We start from the raw sequence: 21,876 nt of genomic DNA, 5'->3' as shown, positions 1-21,876 counted from the left end.
TTAACCTCGTTTACCTGAATGCAGACAGAGTGAGCGGGCTTCACCTTTCTGACGCTTACAGGCCGGATCCAGGCATAAATTGCAGCTAATGATCCCGTCATCAGAGGGTGTTTCCGTGACTGACTCTTCTACAACGACTTCAGTTTCTGGCTCAGTCTCTTCGACAGGGGCTGGCATGGGCGCAGGTGCGGCAACCGTCGCACGGGAAAGAATGCCCTCGCCAGGTCTGGCAATCACTTTGTATGCGACCAGTCCCGTCTGCTGTTCGGCGAAATGTGCGCCGGTGATGATGGCGGACTGTACAGACGCCACATCACCGGTAATTTTGATCACCGTCCAGCCTGAACCGTTGGTTTTTTCAAGGCCAACCAGCGTGATGGAAGCCGCTTTCGCCATGGCATCCGCGCAACTGATGGCTAATGCCAGACCACTAACTTCGAGTAATCCCAGTGATTGCTTCACGCTGTGCTCCTTTTCGAAAATACTCAGGCAGATTTCGGTAAAATGGCCTCAACGTCGCTATGCGGACGCGGGATAACGTGGCAAGATTTCACCTCGCCCACCGCACTTGCAGCAGCGCTACCCGCATCAACGGCGGCTTTTACCGCGCCGACGTCACCACGAACCATGACGGTCACCAGGCCGGAGCCGATTTTTTCGTAACCGACAAGCTGCACGTTGGCGGATTTCACCATGGCATCTGCGGCTTCAATCGCGCCGACCAACCCTTTTGTTTCAACCAGTCCCAGTGCGTTATTCATACTGCGATTCTCCTGTTGCTCAACTGTTCAGATCCCGGAAGGGGATCCCTTTGACTAACCTTGCCGCGTTGTTTCCAGTACTTCGCCGGTCAAGGCTGTTTTGGTGATACGTCAGCGTAAAAAGCGGCGCTGATGTGGGTAAATTTTTGTAGTGTACGACCAGTGTTTCTGTGTCGCAGGCGATGCCAACGAGCAGCGGAGATTGTCGTGCCGCCTGCCATGCACACTGAATAATGTCTCCCGGTTCGTGGCGCTGAATCACAAACGGGATACCTTCCTCCTCAATGCCCAGCAGCACCTCGCGCCAGACAGAGAGGCAGTCGCCAAGGGTTGAAATGACAATGGCGGGTGCGTTCATATCACTGTCCACGGGAAAACTCCTTATGCCAGGAGAGGATCAACCCGGTCGCCACCGCATTGCGCGGGCCTTCGCTGCCGCGAATATTTCCGCGGCCGGCAACCAGCCGATAATGGGCCAGCGCATCCGTGACCAGTTGTGGTACTTCAAAGTCCAGTGAAGAACCGCCCACCAGTACGACGAACGGAATATCGCGGATATTCCCCGTCGGGCTAACCTGACGCAGCGCGCGCAGGGCGTTGGTGACAAATACCCGCTCTTTGGCGCTACGGCGAATCGCGCGGACTTTTTCCAGCGCCAGATCGCCAGGCAGCGGCACCAGTTCATCCGGTTTCACCACGCAGACGCGGGCAAAAACCGCAGGAGGCAATGGGGAAGGGAAGAACTGCACGCTGCCGTCTTCGTGGCGCAGGTGGAACAAACTTTCTACTTTGGCTAATGGATACTTTTTGATCTCTTCGGCCAGGTAGCGGTCTTCCAGCCCCAGTTCTCGGGCAATAATCATCGTGACCATGTCGCCGGCGCCCGCAAGGTGGGTGGCAATGATCTCCCCTTTAGGGTTAATGATGGATGCGTCGGTAGAGCCGGCCCCTAAATCCAGAATCGCCAGCGGTCGTGTGGTTCCCGGCGTGGTGAGCGCCCCCAGAATGGCGGCTTCGGCTTCCGCGCCACCCACCTGCACGTCGACGTTCAGTTTTTCTTTGATTTCGCTGGCGATCATCGCCATCTGCAGACGGTCTGATTTCACCATCGACGCAATACCGACAGCCTGTTCCAGTGAAAACTCACCGGCCAGCCCGCCGGTCACGCTGACGGGAACGGAAGTGTCGACGGCCAGCAGATCCTGGATAAAAATTTCGTTACTCGGTTTGTTAGTCAGTTCGGCCATCGTCTGGCGAACGTGCTCCAGCATGCCGCCGATATTGGTACCCGCTTCACCGGTGACGTTGTCCAGTTTCGGGCATTCGCCAACCGCTTTCATAATGGCGTCAGCCCCTGCGGCGACATCAACACGTAACGTGCGCCCCTGTGACTGCAACTCAATATTGCCGGCAGGAATAGCCCGAGCTTTCACGTCCCCCGACGGGGTTTTCACCACCACCGCTGAACGGTTGCCAATCAGCGCACGCGCCATCGGGACAATATTTTTTGTCTCATCGGCATTAAGGTTGAAAACGGTGGCAATGCCATACGGGTTAGAGAGGGTTTCAATCACTTTGCCTGGTACGGCCACTTCGATAGCGGCTAACATGCCCAACGGAATTCGGTCGATGTGGAGTACTTCGTCCACGATGGGCAGCGGTTTTTCCAGCCGGTTACTGACCAGTACACCGTCGTCCTGTTGCAGGATCACCCCGGTTAAATGATAACCAGCGCGGACAGAGGCATTAATCATGGTGGCGACATCGGCGAAATCGAACGCCGATGACACCACGAGGATGAAGGGGCTATCTGCCGGTCGGGTTAACAACTCTTCCGGCGTGATAGTGATACCTACGCCAAGACCGACTCCCCCCGGTGTTTTCGGGTTATGACCGATCATGGTCGATTCCGTGATGATGGTCTCCGTAATGGTTTCCATCGCCACGTCGCCAATAACTGGCGTGGCTTCGTTGATGCGGATAAGTGAGATATCGCTGACATTGATGCCGGCATTACTGGCCGCCAGCGTCAGTGCCTCCTGGATGCCAAACACATTACGTAATGTGCCTTTTATCCCGGTGGTTTCCGCCAGCGCGCTGCCAATAATGTTCAGCGTGCCCGTACCATCCAGCGTCGCCAGTGCAACTTCGGTGGATGAGTTGCCGATGTCAATGCCAGCTATCCACTTCATCCTTCAAGCTGCCTCTGCGTTAGCTTCACGCGCTCATCCCGGTCACTTACTTGAGTAAGCTCCCGGGAATTCGCCCCCTTGCTGCCTTGATGCAGCATGAATGATTTTGCGGATATATATCGCATAGCAGCTCCTTAGTCGTCGCCTTTCAGTTTCTTACGTTCGACGTACAACACTGCTGCTTCGCGAACAAATGCGGCGCAGATTTTGGCCTGATAGCGGTTTTCGAGATCGTCCGCGATAGCCATCAGTTCTTCTTTCGTCGAACGGTAAGGACGCAGGGCGTTGTAGATCTCCAGGATGCGATCATCCGGAACCGCGGTCAGTTCTGCCGCTCGCTCAAAGTTCATCGCCAGGCGGTCACGGCCGGCATCCCTGGCAATAGCGGCCTGAATGCGTAACGTCTCCGGTGTGATACGCATATCCTGCGCGGTGACTTTATTGCTCAGGACGTTTTCGAGGGTGAGCTCATCCAGCGTTTTATTGGTGGCCGTTTTAACCCACTCAGGATGTTTATTCGCCAGCGGGTAGTCGGTCACTTTGGCGGAATGCATTGAGCTGTTTGCACTTGCCGCCGGAGCAGGCGTGTCGCCCTGCAGGCTGTTCATGCGGCTCAACACGTCCCGAACCATCGATTCAATTGCATCGGTATTCATAAAGGGATCCTTATCAAAGCGCCACGCGCAGTTCCTGCGGGTGTTTACCCGTCACGACATACTTCGTCTCTTTAATGTGCAAAATGGCGGATTTAGCCTGATATTTCGGCCGTGCCATCTGATCGTTCAGCGTCGGAACCGGCTGCGGTGATTCACGCTTGGCGTAGCGCGCAGCGTTTTTACCAATCTGGCGATAGGTGGCCAGCGTCAGTAACGGTGCCTGTGGGAATAGCTCCAGGTTAGAGAGCGGCGGTAACCCTTGCTGGTGGATAACCGTGGTGCCTTTTGACTGGATGCCGATCGAGATGCCAGAGCCGCTCAGACGGTTGCCTTCAACGGCAACGAAGGCCACATCGGAGGATTTAAAGCAGCGAATCACGCGCGCTTTGATGCCTTCTTCTTCGATGCCAGCAATCAGTTCACGCAGAATGCTCTTATGCGGTAAACCGACGATGTTGGTGGTCTGAGAAAGGCCGAATGCCGGCCCGACGGCAATGATGACTTCATCCTGCTGTGTGCCTTGTTTCGCTTCGCCAATTTCCGTCAGGAAACTGTCACCCGCTGGTGCAGGGGAGGGCGTGGCGCTTCCCGGCGCACGAAAGGAGACGGGCTTATCGCTGCCCTGCATTTCAGACAGAACATCTTCAATAATCTGGCGCAGCAGTTTTTCATTAATTTCCATTGTTCACCCCTTAGCCAAGCTCGTTGGGATCAAGTGCGCCAGGGATGTTCTTAATTTCTTCCCAGCGTTCGCCTTGCAGGCGATAACCTGTTGCCGGACCGGCATAATCGTTGACGTCATTGACCGCAGAGAGTACTTGTCCGTCGCCGACGATAATGGCGGAGGTATGCAGATAGTCCCCGGTTAACTTGGCTTTCTGGATGTTAAGCATGTCCTGTGCGACATCGGTAAAGCCGCCCTGCGCCAGCGCTTTCACAACTTCCAGACCGTTCCGGTTCTTGTTGATGACCTCCTGTGCGAACTTGATGTCCTCAACGATGTTACGTTCAGGCATATCTTTTGAACCGTGCGCATAGGTGGCCGCTTCAACTTCCTCATCGGTGATTGGCGGCAAGCCCATCCCGGCGAAAACGGCCTGCAGCGCGCGTGCGGCTTTGTTACGAATGGCGATGACATCTTCTTCACGCACCGGACGCAGACCGCCATCGACTTTCAGGTCGCGCTGGATAACGTTGTAGTCATCGAAGTCTTCCGCATCTTCGTTGGAGCCCGCGAACATGTTGTCGTAGTTCGGCACGGCGGAATAACCGGAAGAGATAAAGTCGGTACCCGGCAGGAACTGCATCAGCAGACGCGCGGTACGACGCATATCGGAGTGGGTGAAGGTCTGGTCATTACTGGAAGCGCATTCCAGATCCAGTGATGAGCAAATCAGGTTTTCCGCCAGGACTGCGCGAATGCCCGACGGCACGGCGGACGGGACGCCGATGCAGCTTACAGAACCGTTTTGCAGTCCCTGTACACCTGCCGCTTTGGTGATGTAAATGCAGCGTGCTTCCAGATAGAGCATGGATTTGCCTTCGGCATAACCCATCTGCACTTCAGAGCCTGAACCCGAGGTGAAGCGCATTTTCAGTCCGCGCGAGGCGTAAGAAGAGGCGAGGAAGCCTTTTGACCACGGCGTGTCATCACCATCCGTGAAGACTGGCTCGGTACCATAAACAGAGATGGTTTCGGCGTAGCAGGTGTGCCCCAGCATACCGAGTTTCAGTTCGGTAGCTTCTTCCAGCGAACACTGGGTGAGTACGCCCGGACGGCCTACCTGAGAACCCACGAGCAGGGCAATGGCGTTGAACGGCGCATAGCGCGCCACGGCAACCGTTGTCTCTTGCTCATCAAATCCGCGCCATGCGCCTTCCGCAGCGTCAGCCGCAATCTGCACCGGGTTATCTTTGACGTTAGTGACGTGCGCCTGTTGGGAGGGAGTACGACGTGCGCGCATTTTTTGCATCGCCATCATCATCTCAACCACGTTCATGTGTGAAACCACTTCGACGATTTTTGCCGGTGTCATCGCGGTGGTGAGCGGCACAATGTCGCGGCGCTTCACGTTGGGATCGCACAGCATGTTGGCGAGTTTCACGGAGTCCATCGCCATCACTTCTTCTGCACGCGCCAGGTTGATGCCGTAGCGGGCGATAAAGTGGTCAATCAGGTCAAACTGGCTGACATTTTTGCCATCCAGTTCGGTCACTGCGCCGTTAACGATTTTAATCGACGGCTTAGGATCGTTCGGGCTTTCCATTGCAATGAAGCCTTCTTCGATCCACTCCTTAACGAAACCGTCCTGGTTAACAGGTCGTTTCGCCAGTGCTTCAAATCTTTTCGATCTCATGAAAGAGCCTCACGGAGTTCAGATATAGGACGGGCGATCGTTTTTCGGTTCTGCACCGAGGGTCGCAAGAACGGTTTTACCGATTTCACGTGCGGAGATAACCGCCTGACGGACAGCGCCGGAATCACCGGAGATCACCAGAATGGCTTCGTTACTGAAGCTGGTGCCGTGGGCCGGAGAGCTGTAAGCCACCACGTCCACATTGGCGGATTTCAGCGCGGTATCTGCCATCAGAACGCCGACGGAAGCGGGCGCGCCGACGATCACGCCACAGGCACGGCCAACTGGCGCGCCGAAGGCTTTTTCCAGCGCGTAGCTGGCGCGCGCGGTGTATTGCAACTCAATGTGTCCGGCTTCGTTGCCATACACATCGCCAAAGGTGCGGTCGAGTTCTTTGAGCGCGACTTCGATCCCGCGCTTGACGTCGGAAACGTCGTTGCCGCCTAAAATGATCAGTGAACCGTGGCCCGCGCCGCCTTTGGTGTCACGGGGTAATTCAATGCTCACCACTTCGGTATTGGTCGCTTTGACCGCTTCGTCAGCCGCCATGATGTGCGGACCTGCGCCCGTACGCGCGCCCAGAATGCCGATGGAGCGATAGCGCTTCTCAAGCTTCATTGCTTCCAGGAGGGCACTGTCGACGTTCGCAATCACCAGACCTACGGTGTCACCAATCGCGGTGCCAACAAATTCCGTTAAACTGCAGCTCTTCTCTGCCATAGCCGTCTCTCGCTTTGGATGGGTTTTATCAGGGGTACCCGCTTGCTCAGGCGTTGCCACACGGGCAATGACCTGCGCCATGATCTGTTCAACCAGTTCATTGCTGCTCATGGGTTAATTCCCTTCGGTAAGATTTTTTCAACATCGGTATGGGGGCGTGGAATAACGTGTACGGCTTTCACTTCTCCCACGTTGCGCGCAGCGGCGGCACCGGCGTCGGTCGCCGCTTTTACCGCGCCGACATCACCGCGAACAATAACGGTGACCAGCCCTGAGCCAATTTTTTCGTAACCGACCAACATGACATTGGCCGATTTCACCATGGCATCTGCGGCCTCTATGGCGGCAGTTAAGCCTTTGGTTTCAACCATTCCTAACGCTTCTTGTTGCATAAAGACCTCGCATGGGTTGTCCCGATAATGATGACTATAAAAAGAAGCGAGGAAAAAGAATGGCTGACTTGAACTTTAGGGTAAAAAATTAGTGGGCTGTGAATGTGATAAATTTGCTATCGTATATTTTATCTTATTGTTTTTACAGCTTTTATTATTTTTGTTTAATGTGATATTTTGGTTTTTACTATTCCATATTTACATTTTTAGGGGTGACAAAATTAATTTGCTTTGCTATGTGGAAAAATGGATTTGTGACATGGATTGGAAAAAAGAAATCGGTAAATAACCAATTTTTGCTATCAGGAATCGTCCTGGTTAATTACATCAAGGCACTCTACATGCTGTCTTTGAATAAAGGGATAGCAATAAATTACTATAGCAACACGATTTTTCCAGGCTTTTGTGTGGTCAGTTTGCCAACAATTTCTAACCGCCAGTTTTTATAGTAAGTGTCGTTACACTCCACGGCCAGCAAGGGTCCGCTGGTAAGACACAAACACTTCTAAGAAGGTGTCACAATGAATGATTCACTGAAAGCGCAATGTATTGCCGAGTTTCTGGGCACCGGACTGTTTCTGTTTTTTGGTATCGGCTGTCTGAGTGCGCTGAAAGTCGCAGGTGCCAGCCTCGGTCTTTGGGAAATTTGTATTATCTGGGGTTTAGGGATTTCACTTGCGGTATATCTGACGGCGGGAATTTCCGGCGCGCATCTGAATCCGGCGATCACAGTTGCTCTCTGGTTGTTTGCCTGTTTCCCGGGGCGCAAAGTGCTGCCTTACACGATCGCACAGGTTGCGGGGGCGTTTGGCGGTGCAGTGCTGGCGTATTTACTGTATGGCAATTTATTTACTGAGTACGAAACCGCACACAATATGGTGCGGGGAAGTGCTGACAGCCTCTATCTGGCGAGCATTTTCAGCACCTATCCCGCCGCAGCGCTTAGCGTATGGCAGGCGGCCGGGGTTGAAATCGTTATCACCTCTATGCTGATGGGCGTGATTATGGCGCTAACGGATGATGGCAACGGTGTACCTAAGGGGCCGTTGGCACCTCTGCTGATCGGTATTCTGGTGGCGGTGATTGGTGCATCAACCGGGCCGCTGACAGGGTTTGCCATGAATCCGGCACGTGATTTTGGTCCCAAGCTGTTCGCCTGGATGGCGGGCTGGGGCGATATTGCCATGACGGGGGGACGTGATATCCCATACTTTATTGTGCCGATTATTGCGCCGTTGATTGGGGCCTGCGCGGGGGCGGCTATCTATAAATATCTTATTGGTAAAAATTTGCCCTGCAACACCTGTAAGATTGAAGAGAGTGACGCGTGATTCCAGCGTTTGGGACTACTATCACGCCTTTCATTTTTATTTCGTGATCTGCTTTCCTGAACTGGCTAAAAAGTCTCCCCACATCGGGAGACTTTTGTTATTGTGCATTGTACTTTCTGTCATTTACAAGGACCGGGATGATCCAGAAAGTAAATGTAAAATTTATGTTTGAATTATAACAATGAATTAACTGAGGGATTTTATCATGATTTCTGCGAGTACCCTGAACTCAGAACTCATTAATAAAATCGCACAGGATTTTGCGCAAGCAACCAGCCTGGCCGTTGTGGTTGTTAATATTCACGGCGATGAAATTTCTGAACTGTTTAATTTCACGCCTTTCTGCCAATTGATGCGCCAACATCCTCAGCACAGTATCCGTTGCCGAATGAGCGATCGTTGTGGCGGACTGGAAGCGTCTAAGTCAGATCAGCCCTGTATTTATCGCTGTCATGCCGGGTTAACGGATTTCTCTATTCCGCTTGTCATCGCAGGCCATCTGGTCGGATTCGTCTTGTGCGGCCAGGTGCGTTTACGCAACGACGACGATGTCGATCTGGTCGATATCCTGAATGTAGACGACCGCTGGCAGGCCGATCCCGAACTGCTCAATGAGTTCCGTAACGTTCCGGAGATGGACTATTCGCGGGTGATGGCCTCTGCGGATTTGTTAAAACTCATTGTTGAAAACTGCCTTAAAAAACAGCTCAATTTCGTGGTGATTAAAGACAGTGCGCAGCCAGCCGAGCCTGCGCGTCCGACCCGTACCGCCAGCCCTCACGACAGTAAAATGAAGAAGGCGTTGCGCTATATCGATGCGCATTTGTCCGATGATCTTCGCCTTGAAGATGTGGCGTCACACGTTTATCTCAGCCCGTACTATTTCAGTAAACTGTTTAAAAAATATCAGGGGATTGGTTTTAACGCTTGGGTTAACCAGCAGCGGATGGCCAGCGCCCGAGAGTTGCTTTGTCACAGTGACTGGAGCATTGCCAGTATTGCGCGCAATTTAGGATTTTCTCAAACCAGTTATTTTTGCAAAGTCTTCCGCCAGACTTATCAGGTTACGCCGCAGGCCTATCGGCAAAAGATTAATGAAAATTTGCCTGCAGAATCGGCTTAAGCAGCAATATTTTGTTATTGCCGATATTTGATATTCCCGCGTAATCCTTTCATTTATAATGTTCATGGGTTTTAGTACAACAATAAATTGTCATAGCGCAATAAAATATTGACCTTTGAGGGATAAACTTCACCAGTTTTTATTTTTGTGATGAGATACAGTGTCATTGTTAAGTGCTTTTATTATTCTCTTGCATGACATTTCATTCACAATAGTTTTTTGTGACATTTATATAGTTGTGCAAGAAATTATGCAGTAATAAGGAACAGTGTGATGGGCAGAAACCATTTTGCTCATCATTTAAGCCGACAGGTTTGACACAATTGTGTCAGGGAAGGGGGTGAAAATCCCCCGCAGCCCCCGCTGCTGTGATGCTGACAACCCCGTAAAGACCACTGATCGCAAGATTGGGAAGGACGGGCGAGGAAGACGCTAAGCCAGAAGACCTGCCTGTCGGAACGTACCAACAACTTCGGTGGGAAGTGGGTTGCTCAGATGCATACAGTCATAAGACTGGGTATCAGTACATCCCTACCACCCTGAACAGGATCAGGGTCATGGCGGCAAAGCAGTACGCGTTTGTTCTGGCAGGTACCGGTAGCGGCTGTGGGAAAACCACGGTGACGCTGGGCTTGCTGAATGTATTGAAACAACGTGGCTTACGCGTCCAGCCCTGTAAAGTCGGTCCTGACTATCTGGATACCGCCTGGCATACCGCCGTCAGCGGCATCGCGTCCCGTAATCTCGACAGCTTCATGCTTCCCGAACCGGTCCTTAATGCGTTGTTCTGCGAACAGATGCAGCAGGCAGATATTGCGGTTATCGAAGGCGTGATGGGCTTATACGATGGTTACGGTACGGACCCCAGTTATTGCAGTACCGCAGCAATGGCAAAACAGCTTGGCTGTCCGGTCGTGTTGCTGGTTGACGGGAAAGCCGTTTCCACCTCAATTGCCGCCACGGTCATGGGCTTTCAGCATTTCGACCCAACCCTGAATATTGCCGGTGTTATTGTTAACCGCGTCAACAGCGACTCCCATTTCCAGCTACTGAAAACCGCCATTGAGCACTATTGTTCAGTGCCAGTGTTGGGATATGTGCCGCGCGTTGACGGCGTCGCGCTACCTGAACGCCATCTGGGGCTGGTAACCGCCCGCGAGTCCGTCGTCAATCAGCAGTCGTGGCAGGATTTTGCCGCCCGGCTGGAAAGCACGCTTGATATCGACCAGTTGCTGGCATTAAGCCATCTTAGTGCCTTACCGCAAGGGGAATGGCCAGAGCTTCCCGCGTCAAATGCCGGAGAAGGTCTGACCGTTGCGATGGCCGATGACGAGGCATTTAATTTTTATTACCCCGATAACGTGACGCTGCTGGCGCGGACTGGCGTCAATATTATCCGCTTTAGTCCGATCCACGATCGCGAATTACCCGATTGCCAGATGGTCTGGCTGGGCGGGGGATATCCTGAACTGCACGCGGCGGCGCTGGCGGCCAACATCACGATGCTCGACAGCCTGCGCAAAGCGCACCAGCGTGGTGTCGCCATCTACGCCGAGTGCGGCGGTTTGATGTATCTCGGCAGCCAACTGGAAGATGTCGACGGCGTGGTGCACCGAATGGCCGATATCATTCCCGGTCACAGCAAAATGGGTAAGCGACTGACCCGCTTCGGGTATTGCGAAGCGCAGGCGTGTCAGCCCACGCTGCTGGCAGCGAAAGGCGATGTGCTGCGCGGTCATGAATTTCATTATTCCGATTTTTCCCCGGAAACGCCCGCCGTGCTGGCATGTCGCAAGGTTCGCGACGGGAATACGCTACAGGCGTGGTCCGGTGGCTGGCAGGTCGGCAATACCTTCGCCAGCTACCTGCACGTTCACTTTGCCCAGCGCCCCTCAATGCTCAATTACTGGCTGAACGCCGCACGGGAGGCGTTATGACGCTACTGGCATGGTGTGTGGCCTGGCTACTGGATGTCGCAATCGGTGATCCGCAACACTGGCCGCACCCGGTGCGCTGGATTGGCAATCTGATTAATGCCGTTCAGCGAATTATCCGCCGCCACTGTCACAGCGACCGGGCGCTTCGTCTTGGTGGTGGGGTGATGTGGCTGGTGGTGGTCGGCGTGACATGGGCGACCGCCTGGGGCGTTCTGGCGTTGGCGCGGATGATTCACCCGTGGCTCGGCTGGGTGGTCGAAGTCTGGATGATCTTCACCGTGCTGGCAGGAAGGTGTCTGGCAAACGCGGCACAAGAGGTTGAGCGTCCGTTGCGGGAAGGGAACCTCGCGCAAAGCCGTGAAAAACTCTCCTGGATCGTGGGTCGCGACACCTCTCAGCTCCAGCCGGAACAGATTAACCGGGCGGTGGTGGAAACCGTCGCAGAGAATACGGTCGACGGCATTATTGCGCCGCTGTTTTTCCTGCTGATCGGCGGCGCGCCGCTGGCGATGGCTTACAAAGCCATCAACACCCTGGATTCCATGGTGGGCTATAAGCACGAAAAATACCGCGCGATTGGCATGGTCAGCGCCCGGCTGGATGATGTGGCGAACTTTATTCCCGCACGGATTAGCTGGCTGTTGCTGAGTGCGGCGGCGGTGTTGTGCCGTCGCGATGGGGCCCGGGCGCTGCGAATAGGCTGGCGGGATCGCTATAACCACAGTAGCCCCAACTGCGCATGGGCGGAGGCCTCTGTTGCCGGCGCGCTGGGTATTCGCTTGGGCGGGCCGAATGATTACTTCGGCCAGCGCGTTGAAAAACCGTGGATCGGCGACGACCAGCGCACCATTTGCGTAGACGACATTTCCCTTACGATTCGACTGATGTGGGTTGCTTCAACGCTGGCACTGGCGCTGTTCATTGTGACGCGCTGGCTGGTGGTTGGTGCGGCCTGAGGATAACTGACAATGCAATACATCCAGCAACCCCAGGCGATTGAAGCCAAAAGTTTCGACATCATTGGCGAGATAATCAGTGAAACGCGCCCGGAGTACCGGTTTGCCAGCCCGCTGCATGAAGCCATCATCAAGCGGGTGATTCATACCACCGCTGACTTTGACTGGCTGGATATTCTCTGGTTCTCAGACGACGCTCTCGACAAGCTTTGCGCGGCGCTCAGTCGCCCGTCGGTTATCTATACCGACACGACCATGGCGCTGTCGGGGATCAACAAAACGTTGCTGGCGAAAACGGGCGGTGAATGCCGCTGTTATATCAGCGATCCCCGCGTCGTGGCGCAGGCGAAAGCGCAGGGCATTACCCGCTCAATGGCCGCCGTGGATATCGCCGTGACGGAAGAGAGCGAGAAAGTGTTTGTCTTTGGCAACGCGCCCACGGCGCTGTTTCGCCTGATGGAACACGATGTGGCGGTAAGCGGCGTGGTTGGCGTGCCGGTTGGTTTTGTGGGGGCCGCGGAATCCAAAGAGGCGCTGACGCACACCTCGTTACCCGCTATCGCCGCACTCGGTCGTAAAGGGGGCAGCAACGTCGCGGCGGCGATTGTTAACGCCATCCTGTATCACATGCAGGGGGCGCGATGAGCGATCAGGCTTTTGACGCGCCCGTCTGGCATAACGGGAAAGCGTTACGCAAAGGGTATACCACCGGTTCCTGCGCTACGGCGGCGGCAAAGGTCGCCGCGCTGATGGTGCTGCGTCAGCATCTGATCCATCAGGTGTCGATTGTCACGCCGTCCGGCGTCACCCTGTGCCTGAACGTGGAGTCGCCGCACATTGAAGGGCAGCAGGCGATTGCCGCGATCCGTAAAGACGGTGGTGATGACGTCGACGCTACGCACGGCATGTTGATTTTCGCTCGTGTGACGCTCAACGACAGCGGTGAAATCACCCTCTTTGGTGGTGAAGGCGTTGGCACCGTCACCCGTAAAGGCATTGGCCTGCCCGTCGGCAGCGCGGCGATTAATCGTACTCCGCGTCACACCATTGAATCAGCCGTCCGCGAGGCGATTGGCCCGGCGCGCGGTGCGGAGATCGAAATTTTTGCCCCGGAAGGTGAAGCGCGGGCGCAAAAAACCTACAACGCGCGCCTGGGTATTCTGGGCGGTATTTCCATTATTGGCACTACCGGCATTGTCACCCCGATGTCTGAAGAGAGCTGGAAGCGTTCTCTCTCACTGGAACTGGAAATCAAACGCGCCGCCGGGCTGGAACGGGTGGTTCTGGTTCCGGGCAACCACGGCGAGCGTTTTGTCCGCGAACAGATGGGCATCGACAGCAATGCGGTGGTCACCATGAGCAACTTTGTCGGCTACATGATTGAAGAGGCGGTGCGCATGGGATTTCGTCAGATCGTTCTGGTCGGTCATCCCGGCAAGTTAATCAAAATTGCCGCCGGGATCTTCCATACCCACAGCCATATTGCCGATGCGCGGATGGAAACGCTGGTGGCACATCTGGCGCTGCTGGGCGCGCCGCTGGAATTACTTCAACGGGTGAGCGAGTGCGACACCACTGAAGCGGCCATGGAGCACATCGAGGCGTACGGCTTTCAGCACATCTACAACCATCTTGCCGGGCGTATCTGTATGCGCGTGATGCAGATGCTGCGCTTTACCAAAAATCCGCCGACCTGCGACGCCATTATGTTTTCGTTTGATAACCAGGTGCTGGGCAGTAACCGCCCGGTGGAGGCGATAGCCCGGGAGATGCAATGCTGACGGTGGTGGGAATGGGGCCAGCCGGTCTGCACCTGATGACGCCGGCGGCGCGCGCGGCGGTTGAAGAGGCCGATGTCCTGGTCGGTGGCAAACGTCACTTACAGCAGTTTCCGGATTTTCACGGCGGGCAGTTTGTGCTGGGCGCCAATATCCCTGAGCTACTGGCGTGGATTGAGGCGCATCAGGATAAAGAGGTGGTGGTCCTGGCTTCCGGCGATCCGCTGTTTTACGGCATTGGTACACGGATGGTGGCGCATTTTGGCATCGGACAGGTGCGCATCATTCCCGGTATCAGCGCGGTGCAGTATCTGTGCGCGCAGTCTGGCATTGATATGAATGACATGTGGCTGACCAGTAGCCACGGACGCCGCGTCTGTTTCGACACGCTGGCGCAACAGACCAAAGTGGCGATGGTGACTGACGGGCAGTGCGGGCCGCGTGACATTGCCGCGCAGCTGGTGGCAAGAGGGAAGGGGTATCGCTGGATGGTGATTGGCGAAAACCTGGCGATGGAAAATGAACGGATCCACTGGCTGCGCGTCAGCGAGGTCCATGCCGAATACGAAATGAACGCAGTGGTGATCCTTGATGAAAGATGAGCTTTTTCTGCGCGGTGAGAAAGTGCCGATGACCAAAGAAGCGGTACGTGCGCTGGCTCTCGCAAAACTTGAACTGCACCGGGCCAGCCACCTGATTGATATCGGGGCCGGAACGGGCAGTGTGTCCATCGAAGCTGCGCTGCAGTTTCCGTCGCTGCACATCACGGCGATAGAACGTAACCCGGCGGCGCTGCGTCTGCTGGACGAAAACCGTCAACACTTCGCCTGCGCGAATATCGATATTTTGCCAGGTGTCGCGCCGATGATGATGACCGAAAAAGCTGATGCGGTGTTTATGGGCGGCAGCGGTGGTCATCTGACGGAGCTGATCGACTGGTCGATGCGTCAGCTCCACGTCGGCGGTCGTCTGGTGATGACCTTTATTTTGCAGGAGAACCTCAACACCGCGCTGGCCCATCTGCAACAGCTTGGCGTACAGGAAGTGGATTGCCTGCAAATGCAGATTTCATCACTGACCACGCTGGGTACGGGCCACTACTTCAAACCGAATAATCCTGTTTTTGTCATCGCCTGTCAGAAGGAAGAACGCCATGTCTGAGACCTTTGATCCCCGTTGTGTGTGGTTTGTTGGCGCAGGCCCCGGTGACCGTGAACTGATCACGCTCAAGGGTTACCGGCTGTTGCAACAGGCGCAGGTAGTGATTTACGCCGGATCGCTGATTAACACCGAACTGCTGGAGTATTGCCCGCAAGGTGCCGAGTGCCACGACAGTGCAGAGCTGCATCTGGAGCAGATCCTCGATTTGATGGAAGCAGGCGTCAATGCCGGGAAAACGGTGGTGCGGCTGCAAACCGGCGATGTCTCGCTGTACGGCTCGGTTCGTGAGCAGGGCGAAGAGCTGACCAAACGAGGCATCCCCTGGCAAGTGGTGCCAGGCGTTAGTGCATTCCTCGGTGCGGCGGCAGAGCTTGGCGTTGAATATACCGTACCGGAAGTGTCGCAAAGTCTGATTATCACGCGACTTGAAGGCCGCACGCCGGTACCGGAGCGTGAACAACTGGAATCGTTCGCCAGTCACCAGACCTCAATGGCGATTTACCTCTCCGTTCAGCGTATCCATCGGGTGGCGGAGCGGTTAATTGAGGGGGGGTATCCGGCGACCACGCCGGTGGCGGTGATCTACAAAGCGACCTGGCCGGAAAGCCAGACCGTGCGCGGTACGCTGGCGGATATCGCCGATAAAGTGCGCGACGCCGGGATCCGCAAAACGGCGCTCATCCTGGTCGGGAACTTCCTCGGCGATGAGTATCACTACTCCAGACTCTATGCGGCGGATTTTAGCCATGAATACCGTAAAGCCTGAATCAATCGCGCTGTTTTGCCTGACGCCAGGCGGTGTCACGCTGGCGAAACGGCTGGCTGCGATGTTGCCGTTGACCTGTTTTACCAGTGAAAAGCTGCTGGAAGAGGGTTTTCTACCGTTCGATGGCGGGTTCGCCAACACCGCGCGAGATGCGTTTTCGAACTATTCCGCGCTGATTTTTATCGGCGCAACCGGCATTGCGGTACGCGTGCTGGCGCCGCTGGTCAATGACAAGTTCAGCGATCCGGCGGTGGTGGTGATCGACGAGCGCGGCCAGCACGTCATTAGTCTGCTTTCCGGACATGCGGGCGGCGCGAATGCGCTGACGCGTTATCTGGCGGGGATGCTGGGTGCCGATCCGGTGATTACCACCGCGACAGACGTCAACGATATGGCGGCGCTGGACACCCTCGCGTTCCAGCTCAATGCCCGTATGACTGACTTTCGCGCAGCGGTAAAAGTGGTGAATCAGATGCTGGTCAGCAATCAGCGCGTCGGGCTGTGGTGGGATGAGGAGCTTGATGAAGACGTCCGCCACTGCGATCGCCGTGGCTTTATCACCGTCACCTCTCTGGAGCATCTGCCCGAACTGGATGCGCTGATCTGCGTCACGCTACGTAACGACCTACCGGATATTCCGGTTCAGCACTGGAAGCTGGTGCCGCAGCGGGTGGTCGCCGGCATTGGCTGCCGCCGCGATACGCCTTTCCCGCTACTGGCGGCATTGCTGGCTCGCCAGCTTGAAGCGCAGCGTTTCGATCCGCTGGCGCTGAAAGTCATCGGCAGCGTGTCGCTCAAGAAAGATGAAGAGGGGCTTATCCAGCTTGCATCCTGCTGGCGTGTGCCGTTTGAAACCTTTAGCGCCGAGGCGCTGCGTGAGCATGAACATCACTTTCCGGCCTCACCGTTTGTACGCCAGACGGTCGGCATTGGAAGCGTCTCGGGTCCGGCGGCGTGGCTGCTGAGTCATGGACAACTGACTGGCGAAACCCTGCGTGAGCAGGGCGTCACTATTACTTTGGGAGTTTCACACTGATGTTAACCGTAATCGGAATCGGCCCAGGCTCACAGGCCATGATGACCATGGAAGCCGTTGAAGCACTGCAGGCGGCAGAAATCATCGTGGGTTACAAAACCTACACTCACCTCGTTAAAGCGTTTACCGGTGACAAGCAGGTGATCAAAACCGGCATGTGTAAAGAGATTGAACGCTGCCATGCGGCGATTGAGCTGGCGCAGGCCGGGCACAACGTGGCGCTTATCAGCAGCGGTGACGCCGGTATTTACGGCATGGCGGGGCTGGTGCTGGAGCTGGTGAGTAAACAGAAAATGGATGTGGAAGTGCGTCTGATCCCAGGCATGACCGCCAGTATCGCCGCCGCGTCGCTGCTCGGCGCGCCGCTGATGCACGATTTTTGCCACATCAGTTTGAGTGATTTGCTGACGCCGTGGCCGGTTATTGAAAAACGCATTATTGCGGCCGGAGAAGCTGATTTCGTGATCTGTTTCTACAACCCGCGCAGTCGCGGTCGTGAAGGGCATCTGGCGCGCGCCTTTGAACTGCTTTCCGCCAGTAAAAGCGGGCAGACGCCGGTGGGCGTGGTGAAATCGGCCGGGCGCAAAAAGCAGGAAAAATGGCTTACCACCCTGGGGGAAATGGACTTTGAGCCGGTGGACATGACCAGTCTGGTGATTGTCGGCAATAAAACGACGTACGTGCAGGATGGGTTGATGATCACACCGCGAGGCTACGTGCTGTGAATGCCGGCGATGTGCTGGTGATAGGCGGCACCAGCGATGCCCGCGCACTGTGCCAGCAACTGGATGCGGCTAATGTGGCGTACACCTTGTCAGTGGCGACGCCAACCGGGAAACAACTGGCGGGTGAGATCAAAGGCCAGGTACGTTGCGGTCGGCTGGAGCAAGAGCAGATGGTGAACTGGCTGAAGGAGAACCGGACGCGCTGGGTTATTGATGCCTCGCACCCCTATGCTGACGTGGTGAGCCGCAACATCTTGCATGCCTGTGAGCAGGCAGGTGTGCTGCTGAGCCGCTATCAGCGTCCGGAACAGCTCGGTGACCTGACGCATCCGCTGCTCTTTACCGTGCAGAGCATCGACGAGGCATGCACCGTCGCCCGGCGCTTCGGTAAGCGGGTGTTACTGACCACGGGAAGTAAAGATCTGGCGTTATGGCGTGCGGCTTTACCGGAGAAAACGCTGCTTGCCCGCGTCTTGCCGGTCGCCGATGTCATTCAACAGTGCGCCGATCTCGGTTTTGGCGTCGGGGAGATTTTCGCGCTCTGCGGGCCGTTTAGCGCGGAGTTCAACGCGGCGCTTTACCGTCAGTGTCAGGCTGACGTCGTGATAACCAAAGCGTCTGGCGCGGAAGGAGGTTATCAGGAAAAGGTTCACCCCTGTCTGGATGCGGGCATCCCCTGCATCGTGATTACCCGTCCGGCGCCGCTGGTGACGGGCGATGAATTACTGGAAAGTCAGGCCGCATTTGCGCAGCGTCTGGAACGCTGGCTGGCCGCTGCTTAAGGAGTCATAACATGAAAAAAGCGCTTCTGGTGGTTAGCTTTGGCACCAGCTATCACGATACCTGTGAGAAAAACATTGTGGCCTGCGAGCGCGATCTGGCCGCCAGTTGTCCCGACCGCACGTTGTTTCGCGCGTTTACCTCCGGGATGATCATCCGCAAGTTGAAACAGCGTGACGGTATTGCGATTGACACGCCGTTACAGGCGCTGCAAAAGCTCGCTGAGCAGGGCTATCAGGATGTGGCGATTCAGTCATTGCACATCATTAACGGCGATGAATACGAAAAAATTGTCCGGGAAGTGCAGAGCATGCGTCCGCTGTTTACCCGACTGACGTTAGGTGTGCCGCTGCTGAGTAGCCATGATGATTATGCGCAGTTGATGCAAGCCTTGCAGCAGCAAATGCCTGTGCTTGGCGATAACGAAAAAGTGGTGTTTATGGGCCACGGCGCCAGCCATCACGCCTTTGCCGCATACGCGTGTCTCGATCATATGATGATCGCGCAACAATTTCCGGCGCGCGTCGGCGCGGTGGAGAGCTATCCGGAAGTCGACATTTTGATTGAGAGTCTCAGCAAAGAGGGCATTAAAGCGGTTCACCTGATGCCGCTGATGCTGGTGGCAGGCGATCACGCCATCAACGACATGGCGTCTGATGAAGACGACTCATGGAAAACGTTGTTCAATGCGGCGGGGATTACGGCAACGCCGTGGCTGAGCGGTCTGGGTGAAAATCCGGCGGTACGCGCAATGTTCGTTGCCCACCTGCAACAGGCGCTGAGCGTGGCGATGGAGGAGGCGGCATGAGTGGCAAGCTCTACGCGCTTAGCACCGGCCCAGGTGCCGCCGATCTGATTACCGTTCGCGCCTCCCGCATTCTGGAGTCACTGGACATTCTTTATGCCCCGGCGGGACGTAAAGGCGGCGACAGCCTGGCGCTTTCCATTGTGCGCGAGTATATCGGCGACAATACCGAAGTGCGCTGTTGTCACTTTCCGATGAGCGCCGACAGCGCGGAGAAAGAGGCGGTCTGGGATGAGGTCGCGCTTGCGCTGATTCGGGAAGTGAAAGCAGGTAAACAGGTGGGATTTATCACTCTCGGTGATGCCATGTTGTTCAGTACCTGGGTCTTTTTGCTACAGCGTATCGGTTGTCCTGACTGGCTGGAGATAGTCCCCGGCGTGACGTCGTTTGCCGCCATTGCCGCACGATCTAAAACGCCGCTGGCAATGGAACAACAGTCGCTGGCGGTCATCTCCTGTACCGCGCCGGAAGCGGAAATCGCCCAGGCGCTGCGTCAACACGACAGTCTGGTGTTAATGAAAGTGTATGGTCGCTTTGCGCGTATTAAGGCGTTGCTGGATCAGGCCGGATTACTGGACTGCGCGCTGATGATGTCCGAAGCCACTCTCCCTGGAGAGCAGTGCTGGCGGCATCTCAACGAGGTCAGCGACGATCGGCCGTTGCCTTATTTCTCGACCATCCTGGTCAACAAACAGTGGGAGTATGCACAATGAAACTCGAACAACAGCTAAAACAGCTGTCATTCAGTGGTCTGGCTGCGGCGCTATTGCTGATGATTGTGCCGGAGCAGGCGTTTGCCATGCACATTATGGAAGGGTTTTTACCGCCGATGTGGGCGCTGGCATGGTGGCTGCTGTTTTTACCATGCCTGTGGTACGGACTGGTGCGCCTGCGCCAGATCGTGATGGATGACAGCCATCAGAAAGTCCTGCTGGCGCTGTGCGGGGCGTTTATTTTCGTACTCTCTGCGCTGAAAATTCCGTCGGTGACAGGAAGTTGTTCACATCCGACCGGCGTCGGGCTGGCGGTTATCCTGTTTGGTCCGGGCGTGGTGGCGGTTCTCGGCGCTATCGTACTGCTGTTCCAGGCGCTATTGCTGGCGCACGGTGGTTTAACGACGCTCGGCGCGAACGGCATGTCGATGGCGGTGATTGGGCCGGTTGTTGGCTACATGGTGTGGAAAATGGCCTGTCGCGCCGGAATTCGTCGTGATGTGGGCGTCTTCCTCTGTGCCATGCTGGCGGATCTGGTGACCTACTTCGTGACCTCGGTACAACTGGGTGTCGCTTTCCCGGATCCCGAAGCGGGGGCCACCGGTTCTGTCATCAAATTCATGGGCATTTTCTGCCTGACGCAGATCCCAATTGCCATCGCGGAAGGGCTGTTAACGGTGATGATTTATGACCAGTTAACGAAACGACAACTGATAACCGCGCAAGGACACTAACATGAAAAAGACGCTGATTTTGTTAGCTATGGTGATTGCCCTGGTCATTCTGCCGTTTTTTATCAACCACGGCGGAGAGTTTGGTGGCTCAGACGGCGAGGCGGAAAGCCAGATTCAGGTGGTTGCCCCGCATTATGAGCCGTGGTTCCAGCCGTTGTACGAACCGGCGAGCGGGGAAATTGAAAGCCTGCTGTTCACGCTTCAGGGATCGCTCGGCGCGGCGGTGATTTTCTATATTCTGGGCTACACCAAAGGCAGACAACGCCGTGATGACCGGGCTTGATCGACTGAGCTACCAGAGCCGCTGGTTTCACGTCGCACCAGAGCGTAAGTTCCTGTTCTGGCTGCTATTGATGATTCTGGCCTTTACCCTGCCGGCATGGGGGCAGGGGATTGAACTGGCGCTGATTGCCGGGCTAACCTGCTGGCTGCTACGCATCTCTTTGCGCCGCTGGTGTCGCTGGATGGCGCTGCCGTTTGGCTTTTTGCTGGTCGGCGTGGTGACGATTTTGTTTAGCGTCAGCAGTGACCCACAAACGCTGCTGGTCAGTGTTCCGCTCGGAAATTACTGGCTGGGCGTGACAGCGTCGGGGCTGCATACCGCCAGTGAGACGTTCTGGCGCAGCCTGGCGGCGCTGGCCGCCACGTTCTGGCTGGTGCTCAATTTACCGTTTCCGCAACTGATTTTACTGCTGAAACGGGCGCGGGTGCCGCGACTGCTGACGGAACAGATCCTGCTCACCTGGCGCTTTATTTTTATTCTGTTAGATGAAGCGATGGCAATTCATCGCGCGCAAACGCTGCGTTTTGGCTATCGTAGTTTGTCGAATGGCTATCGCTCGCTGGCGATGCTGGTGGGTGTTTTGTTTACCCGGGTGCTGATTCGCTATCAGCAAATGGCGGCGACGTTAGATATCAAATTGTATCAGGGTGATTTTCACCTGTAAGGAAAA

General features: G+C 55.6%; 26 protein-coding genes and 1 riboswitch. Of the genes, 17 read left to right on the top strand and 9 right to left on the bottom strand.

Annotated features, from left to right (window positions below; genetic code table 11):
• From WB371_RS05865 to pduA, 9 genes are all read right to left on the bottom strand, one after another.
• The gene (locus WB371_RS05865) at window positions 1-462 is read right to left on the bottom strand and encodes a BMC domain-containing protein (RefSeq protein ID WP_336219164.1); all 462 of its coding nucleotides are present in this window, start codon (window positions 460-462) and stop codon (window positions 1-3) included.
• Between the two features lie 23 nt (window positions 463-485).
• Window positions 486-761: a propanediol utilization microcompartment protein PduJ gene (pduJ, locus tag WB371_RS05860; RefSeq protein WP_004853788.1), complete on the bottom strand. Its 276-nt coding sequence runs from the start codon at window positions 759-761 to the stop codon at window positions 486-488.
• 19 nt (window positions 762-780) lie between these two features.
• Window positions 781-1,131: a glycerol dehydratase reactivase beta/small subunit family protein gene (locus WB371_RS05855; protein ID WP_336219163.1), complete on the bottom strand. Its 351-nt coding sequence runs from the start codon at window positions 1,129-1,131 to the stop codon at window positions 781-783.
• Window positions 1,121-2,953, bottom strand: coding sequence for a diol dehydratase reactivase subunit alpha (locus WB371_RS05850; RefSeq protein ID WP_336219162.1), 1,833 nt, complete (start codon window positions 2,951-2,953; stop codon window positions 1,121-1,123). The genes WB371_RS05855 and WB371_RS05850 overlap by 11 nt, the downstream gene beginning before the upstream one ends.
• A gap of 134 nt (window positions 2,954-3,087) precedes the next feature.
• The gene (pduE, locus tag WB371_RS05845; protein ID WP_336219161.1) at window positions 3,088-3,609 is read right to left on the bottom strand and encodes a propanediol dehydratase small subunit PduE; all 522 of its coding nucleotides are present in this window, start codon (window positions 3,607-3,609) and stop codon (window positions 3,088-3,090) included.
• Window positions 3,610-3,622: 13 nt separating this feature from the next.
• A complete protein-coding gene (gene pduD, locus WB371_RS05840) occupies window positions 3,623-4,291 on the bottom strand; it encodes a propanediol dehydratase medium subunit PduD (RefSeq protein WP_336219160.1) in 669 nt (222 codons plus the stop codon).
• A gap of 10 nt (window positions 4,292-4,301) precedes the next feature.
• Entirely contained in the window at window positions 4,302-5,966 is a 1,665-nt protein-coding gene (gene pduC, locus WB371_RS05835; RefSeq protein WP_336219159.1) for a propanediol dehydratase large subunit PduC, read from the bottom strand.
• 18 nt (window positions 5,967-5,984) lie between these two features.
• Complete coding sequence (pduB, locus tag WB371_RS05830; protein ID WP_336219158.1) at window positions 5,985-6,797, bottom strand: propanediol utilization microcompartment protein PduB; 813 nt, start codon at window positions 6,795-6,797, stop codon at window positions 5,985-5,987.
• Entirely contained in the window at window positions 6,794-7,078 is a 285-nt protein-coding gene (gene pduA / locus WB371_RS05825; RefSeq protein ID WP_012906330.1) for a propanediol utilization microcompartment protein PduA, read from the bottom strand. Before pduA ends, pduB begins: the two co-directional genes overlap by 4 nt.
• A gap of 521 nt (window positions 7,079-7,599) precedes the next feature.
• Here pduA and pduF point away from each other — a divergent pair.
• From pduF to WB371_RS05740, 17 genes are all read left to right on the top strand, one after another.
• Entirely contained in the window at window positions 7,600-8,409 is an 810-nt protein-coding gene (gene pduF, locus WB371_RS05820; protein ID WP_336219157.1) for a propanediol diffusion facilitator PduF, read from the top strand.
• A gap of 205 nt (window positions 8,410-8,614) precedes the next feature.
• A complete protein-coding gene (gene pocR / locus WB371_RS05815) occupies window positions 8,615-9,532 on the top strand; it encodes a transcriptional regulator PocR (protein WP_336219156.1) in 918 nt (305 codons plus the stop codon).
• Window positions 9,533-9,825: 293 nt separating this feature from the next.
• A riboswitch (cobalamin riboswitch) is annotated at window positions 9,826-10,001 on the top strand.
• 88 nt (window positions 10,002-10,089) lie between these two features.
• Window positions 10,090-11,469: a cobyrinate a,c-diamide synthase gene (locus tag WB371_RS05810; RefSeq protein ID WP_336219154.1), complete on the top strand. Its 1,380-nt coding sequence runs from the start codon at window positions 10,090-10,092 to the stop codon at window positions 11,467-11,469.
• Window positions 11,466-12,425 carry an adenosylcobinamide-phosphate synthase CbiB gene (cbiB, locus tag WB371_RS05805; RefSeq protein ID WP_336219153.1) on the top strand — a complete coding sequence of 320 codons (960 nt, stop codon included), beginning with the start codon at window positions 11,466-11,468 and terminating at the stop codon, window positions 12,423-12,425. Before WB371_RS05810 ends, cbiB begins: the two co-directional genes overlap by 4 nt.
• A 12-nt stretch (window positions 12,426-12,437) precedes the next feature.
• Complete coding sequence (locus WB371_RS05800) at window positions 12,438-13,070, top strand: cobalt-precorrin-8 methylmutase (protein WP_336219152.1); 633 nt, start codon at window positions 12,438-12,440, stop codon at window positions 13,068-13,070.
• Window positions 13,067-14,206: a cobalt-precorrin-5B (C(1))-methyltransferase CbiD gene (gene cbiD / locus WB371_RS05795; protein ID WP_336219151.1), complete on the top strand. Its 1,140-nt coding sequence runs from the start codon at window positions 13,067-13,069 to the stop codon at window positions 14,204-14,206. The genes WB371_RS05800 and cbiD overlap by 4 nt, the downstream gene beginning before the upstream one ends.
• A complete protein-coding gene (locus WB371_RS05790; protein ID WP_336219150.1) occupies window positions 14,200-14,805 on the top strand; it encodes a cobalt-precorrin-7 (C(5))-methyltransferase in 606 nt (201 codons plus the stop codon). The genes cbiD and WB371_RS05790 overlap by 7 nt, the downstream gene beginning before the upstream one ends.
• Entirely contained in the window at window positions 14,795-15,364 is a 570-nt protein-coding gene (locus WB371_RS05785; RefSeq protein WP_336219149.1) for a decarboxylating cobalt-precorrin-6B (C(15))-methyltransferase, read from the top strand. Before WB371_RS05790 ends, WB371_RS05785 begins: the two co-directional genes overlap by 11 nt.
• Window positions 15,357-16,130: a cobalt-precorrin-4 methyltransferase gene (locus WB371_RS05780; protein ID WP_336219148.1), complete on the top strand. Its 774-nt coding sequence runs from the start codon at window positions 15,357-15,359 to the stop codon at window positions 16,128-16,130. Before WB371_RS05785 ends, WB371_RS05780 begins: the two co-directional genes overlap by 8 nt.
• The gene (cbiG, locus tag WB371_RS05775) at window positions 16,111-17,166 is read left to right on the top strand and encodes a cobalt-precorrin 5A hydrolase (RefSeq protein ID WP_336219147.1); all 1,056 of its coding nucleotides are present in this window, start codon (window positions 16,111-16,113) and stop codon (window positions 17,164-17,166) included. The genes WB371_RS05780 and cbiG overlap by 20 nt, the downstream gene beginning before the upstream one ends.
• A complete protein-coding gene (locus WB371_RS05770; protein ID WP_336219146.1) occupies window positions 17,166-17,891 on the top strand; it encodes a precorrin-3B C(17)-methyltransferase in 726 nt (241 codons plus the stop codon). Before cbiG ends, WB371_RS05770 begins: the two co-directional genes overlap by 1 nt.
• Entirely contained in the window at window positions 17,888-18,673 is a 786-nt protein-coding gene (locus WB371_RS05765; protein ID WP_336219145.1) for a cobalt-precorrin-6A reductase, read from the top strand. Before WB371_RS05770 ends, WB371_RS05765 begins: the two co-directional genes overlap by 4 nt.
• An 11-nt stretch (window positions 18,674-18,684) precedes the next feature.
• Window positions 18,685-19,479 (top strand): sirohydrochlorin cobaltochelatase, encoded by a 795-nt coding sequence (gene cbiK, locus WB371_RS05760; protein ID WP_336219144.1) that lies wholly within the window; start codon window positions 18,685-18,687, stop codon window positions 19,477-19,479.
• Window positions 19,476-20,189 carry a cobalt-factor II C(20)-methyltransferase gene (locus tag WB371_RS05755; protein ID WP_336219143.1) on the top strand — a complete coding sequence of 238 codons (714 nt, stop codon included), beginning with the start codon at window positions 19,476-19,478 and terminating at the stop codon, window positions 20,187-20,189. The genes cbiK and WB371_RS05755 overlap by 4 nt, the downstream gene beginning before the upstream one ends.
• The gene (gene cbiM, locus WB371_RS05750) at window positions 20,186-20,923 is read left to right on the top strand and encodes a cobalt ECF transporter S component CbiM (protein ID WP_336219142.1); all 738 of its coding nucleotides are present in this window, start codon (window positions 20,186-20,188) and stop codon (window positions 20,921-20,923) included. Before WB371_RS05755 ends, cbiM begins: the two co-directional genes overlap by 4 nt.
• A 1-nt stretch (window position 20,924) precedes the next feature.
• The gene (locus WB371_RS05745; RefSeq protein ID WP_336219141.1) at window positions 20,925-21,206 is read left to right on the top strand and encodes an energy-coupling factor ABC transporter substrate-binding protein; all 282 of its coding nucleotides are present in this window, start codon (window positions 20,925-20,927) and stop codon (window positions 21,204-21,206) included.
• A complete protein-coding gene (locus tag WB371_RS05740; RefSeq protein WP_336219491.1) occupies window positions 21,193-21,870 on the top strand; it encodes an energy-coupling factor ABC transporter transmembrane protein in 678 nt (225 codons plus the stop codon). Before WB371_RS05745 ends, WB371_RS05740 begins: the two co-directional genes overlap by 14 nt.
• Window positions 21,871-21,876 lie beyond the last annotated feature (6 nt).

The organism is Citrobacter amalonaticus (genome assembly GCF_037053465.1).
Lineage (GTDB): Bacteria > Pseudomonadota > Gammaproteobacteria > Enterobacterales > Enterobacteriaceae > Citrobacter_A > Citrobacter_A amalonaticus_H.
The sequence above is the reverse complement of the archived record's forward strand: the minus strand, read 5'-3'. Positions and strand labels throughout refer to the sequence as shown.

Bases quoted from the DNA above. Each gene is read 5' to 3' on its own strand.
- pduJ (WP_004853788.1), bottom strand. From the start codon at position 761: ATGAATAACGCACTGGGACTGGTTGAAACAAAAGGGTTGGTCGGCGCG.
- WB371_RS05810 (WP_336219154.1), top strand. From the start codon at position 10,090: ATGGCGGCAAAGCAGTACGCGTTTGTTCTGGCAGGTACCGGTAGCGGC.
- pduB (WP_336219158.1), bottom strand. From the start codon at position 6,797: ATGAGCAGCAATGAACTGGTTGAACAGATCATGGCGCAGGTCATTGCC.
- WB371_RS05850 (WP_336219162.1), bottom strand. From the start codon at position 2,953: ATGAAGTGGATAGCTGGCATTGACATCGGCAACTCATCCACCGAAGTT.
- pduA (WP_012906330.1), bottom strand. From the start codon at position 7,078: ATGCAACAAGAAGCGTTAGGAATGGTTGAAACCAAAGGCTTAACTGCC.
- WB371_RS05740 (WP_336219491.1), top strand. From the start codon at position 21,193: ATGACCGGGCTTGATCGACTGAGCTACCAGAGCCGCTGGTTTCACGTC.
- WB371_RS05800 (WP_336219152.1), top strand. From the start codon at position 12,438: ATGCAATACATCCAGCAACCCCAGGCGATTGAAGCCAAAAGTTTCGAC.
- pduC (WP_336219159.1), bottom strand. From the start codon at position 5,966: ATGAGATCGAAAAGATTTGAAGCACTGGCGAAACGACCTGTTAACCAG.
- pduE (WP_336219161.1), bottom strand. From the start codon at position 3,609: ATGAATACCGATGCAATTGAATCGATGGTTCGGGACGTGTTGAGCCGC.
- WB371_RS05780 (WP_336219148.1), top strand. From the start codon at position 15,357: ATGTCTGAGACCTTTGATCCCCGTTGTGTGTGGTTTGTTGGCGCAGGC.
- WB371_RS05755 (WP_336219143.1), top strand. From the start codon at position 19,476: ATGAGTGGCAAGCTCTACGCGCTTAGCACCGGCCCAGGTGCCGCCGAT.
- cbiD (WP_336219151.1), top strand. From the start codon at position 13,067: ATGAGCGATCAGGCTTTTGACGCGCCCGTCTGGCATAACGGGAAAGCG.
- WB371_RS05785 (WP_336219149.1), top strand. From the start codon at position 14,795: ATGAAAGATGAGCTTTTTCTGCGCGGTGAGAAAGTGCCGATGACCAAA.
- cbiB (WP_336219153.1), top strand. From the start codon at position 11,466: ATGACGCTACTGGCATGGTGTGTGGCCTGGCTACTGGATGTCGCAATC.
- cbiM (WP_336219142.1), top strand. From the start codon at position 20,186: ATGAAACTCGAACAACAGCTAAAACAGCTGTCATTCAGTGGTCTGGCT.
- pocR (WP_336219156.1), top strand. From the start codon at position 8,615: ATGATTTCTGCGAGTACCCTGAACTCAGAACTCATTAATAAAATCGCA.
- pduD (WP_336219160.1), bottom strand. From the start codon at position 4,291: ATGGAAATTAATGAAAAACTGCTGCGCCAGATTATTGAAGATGTTCTG.
- WB371_RS05770 (WP_336219146.1), top strand. From the start codon at position 17,166: ATGTTAACCGTAATCGGAATCGGCCCAGGCTCACAGGCCATGATGACC.
- WB371_RS05745 (WP_336219141.1), top strand. From the start codon at position 20,925: ATGAAAAAGACGCTGATTTTGTTAGCTATGGTGATTGCCCTGGTCATT.
- cbiG (WP_336219147.1), top strand. From the start codon at position 16,111: ATGAATACCGTAAAGCCTGAATCAATCGCGCTGTTTTGCCTGACGCCA.
- WB371_RS05790 (WP_336219150.1), top strand. From the start codon at position 14,200: ATGCTGACGGTGGTGGGAATGGGGCCAGCCGGTCTGCACCTGATGACG.
- cbiK (WP_336219144.1), top strand. From the start codon at position 18,685: ATGAAAAAAGCGCTTCTGGTGGTTAGCTTTGGCACCAGCTATCACGAT.
- pduF (WP_336219157.1), top strand. From the start codon at position 7,600: ATGAATGATTCACTGAAAGCGCAATGTATTGCCGAGTTTCTGGGCACC.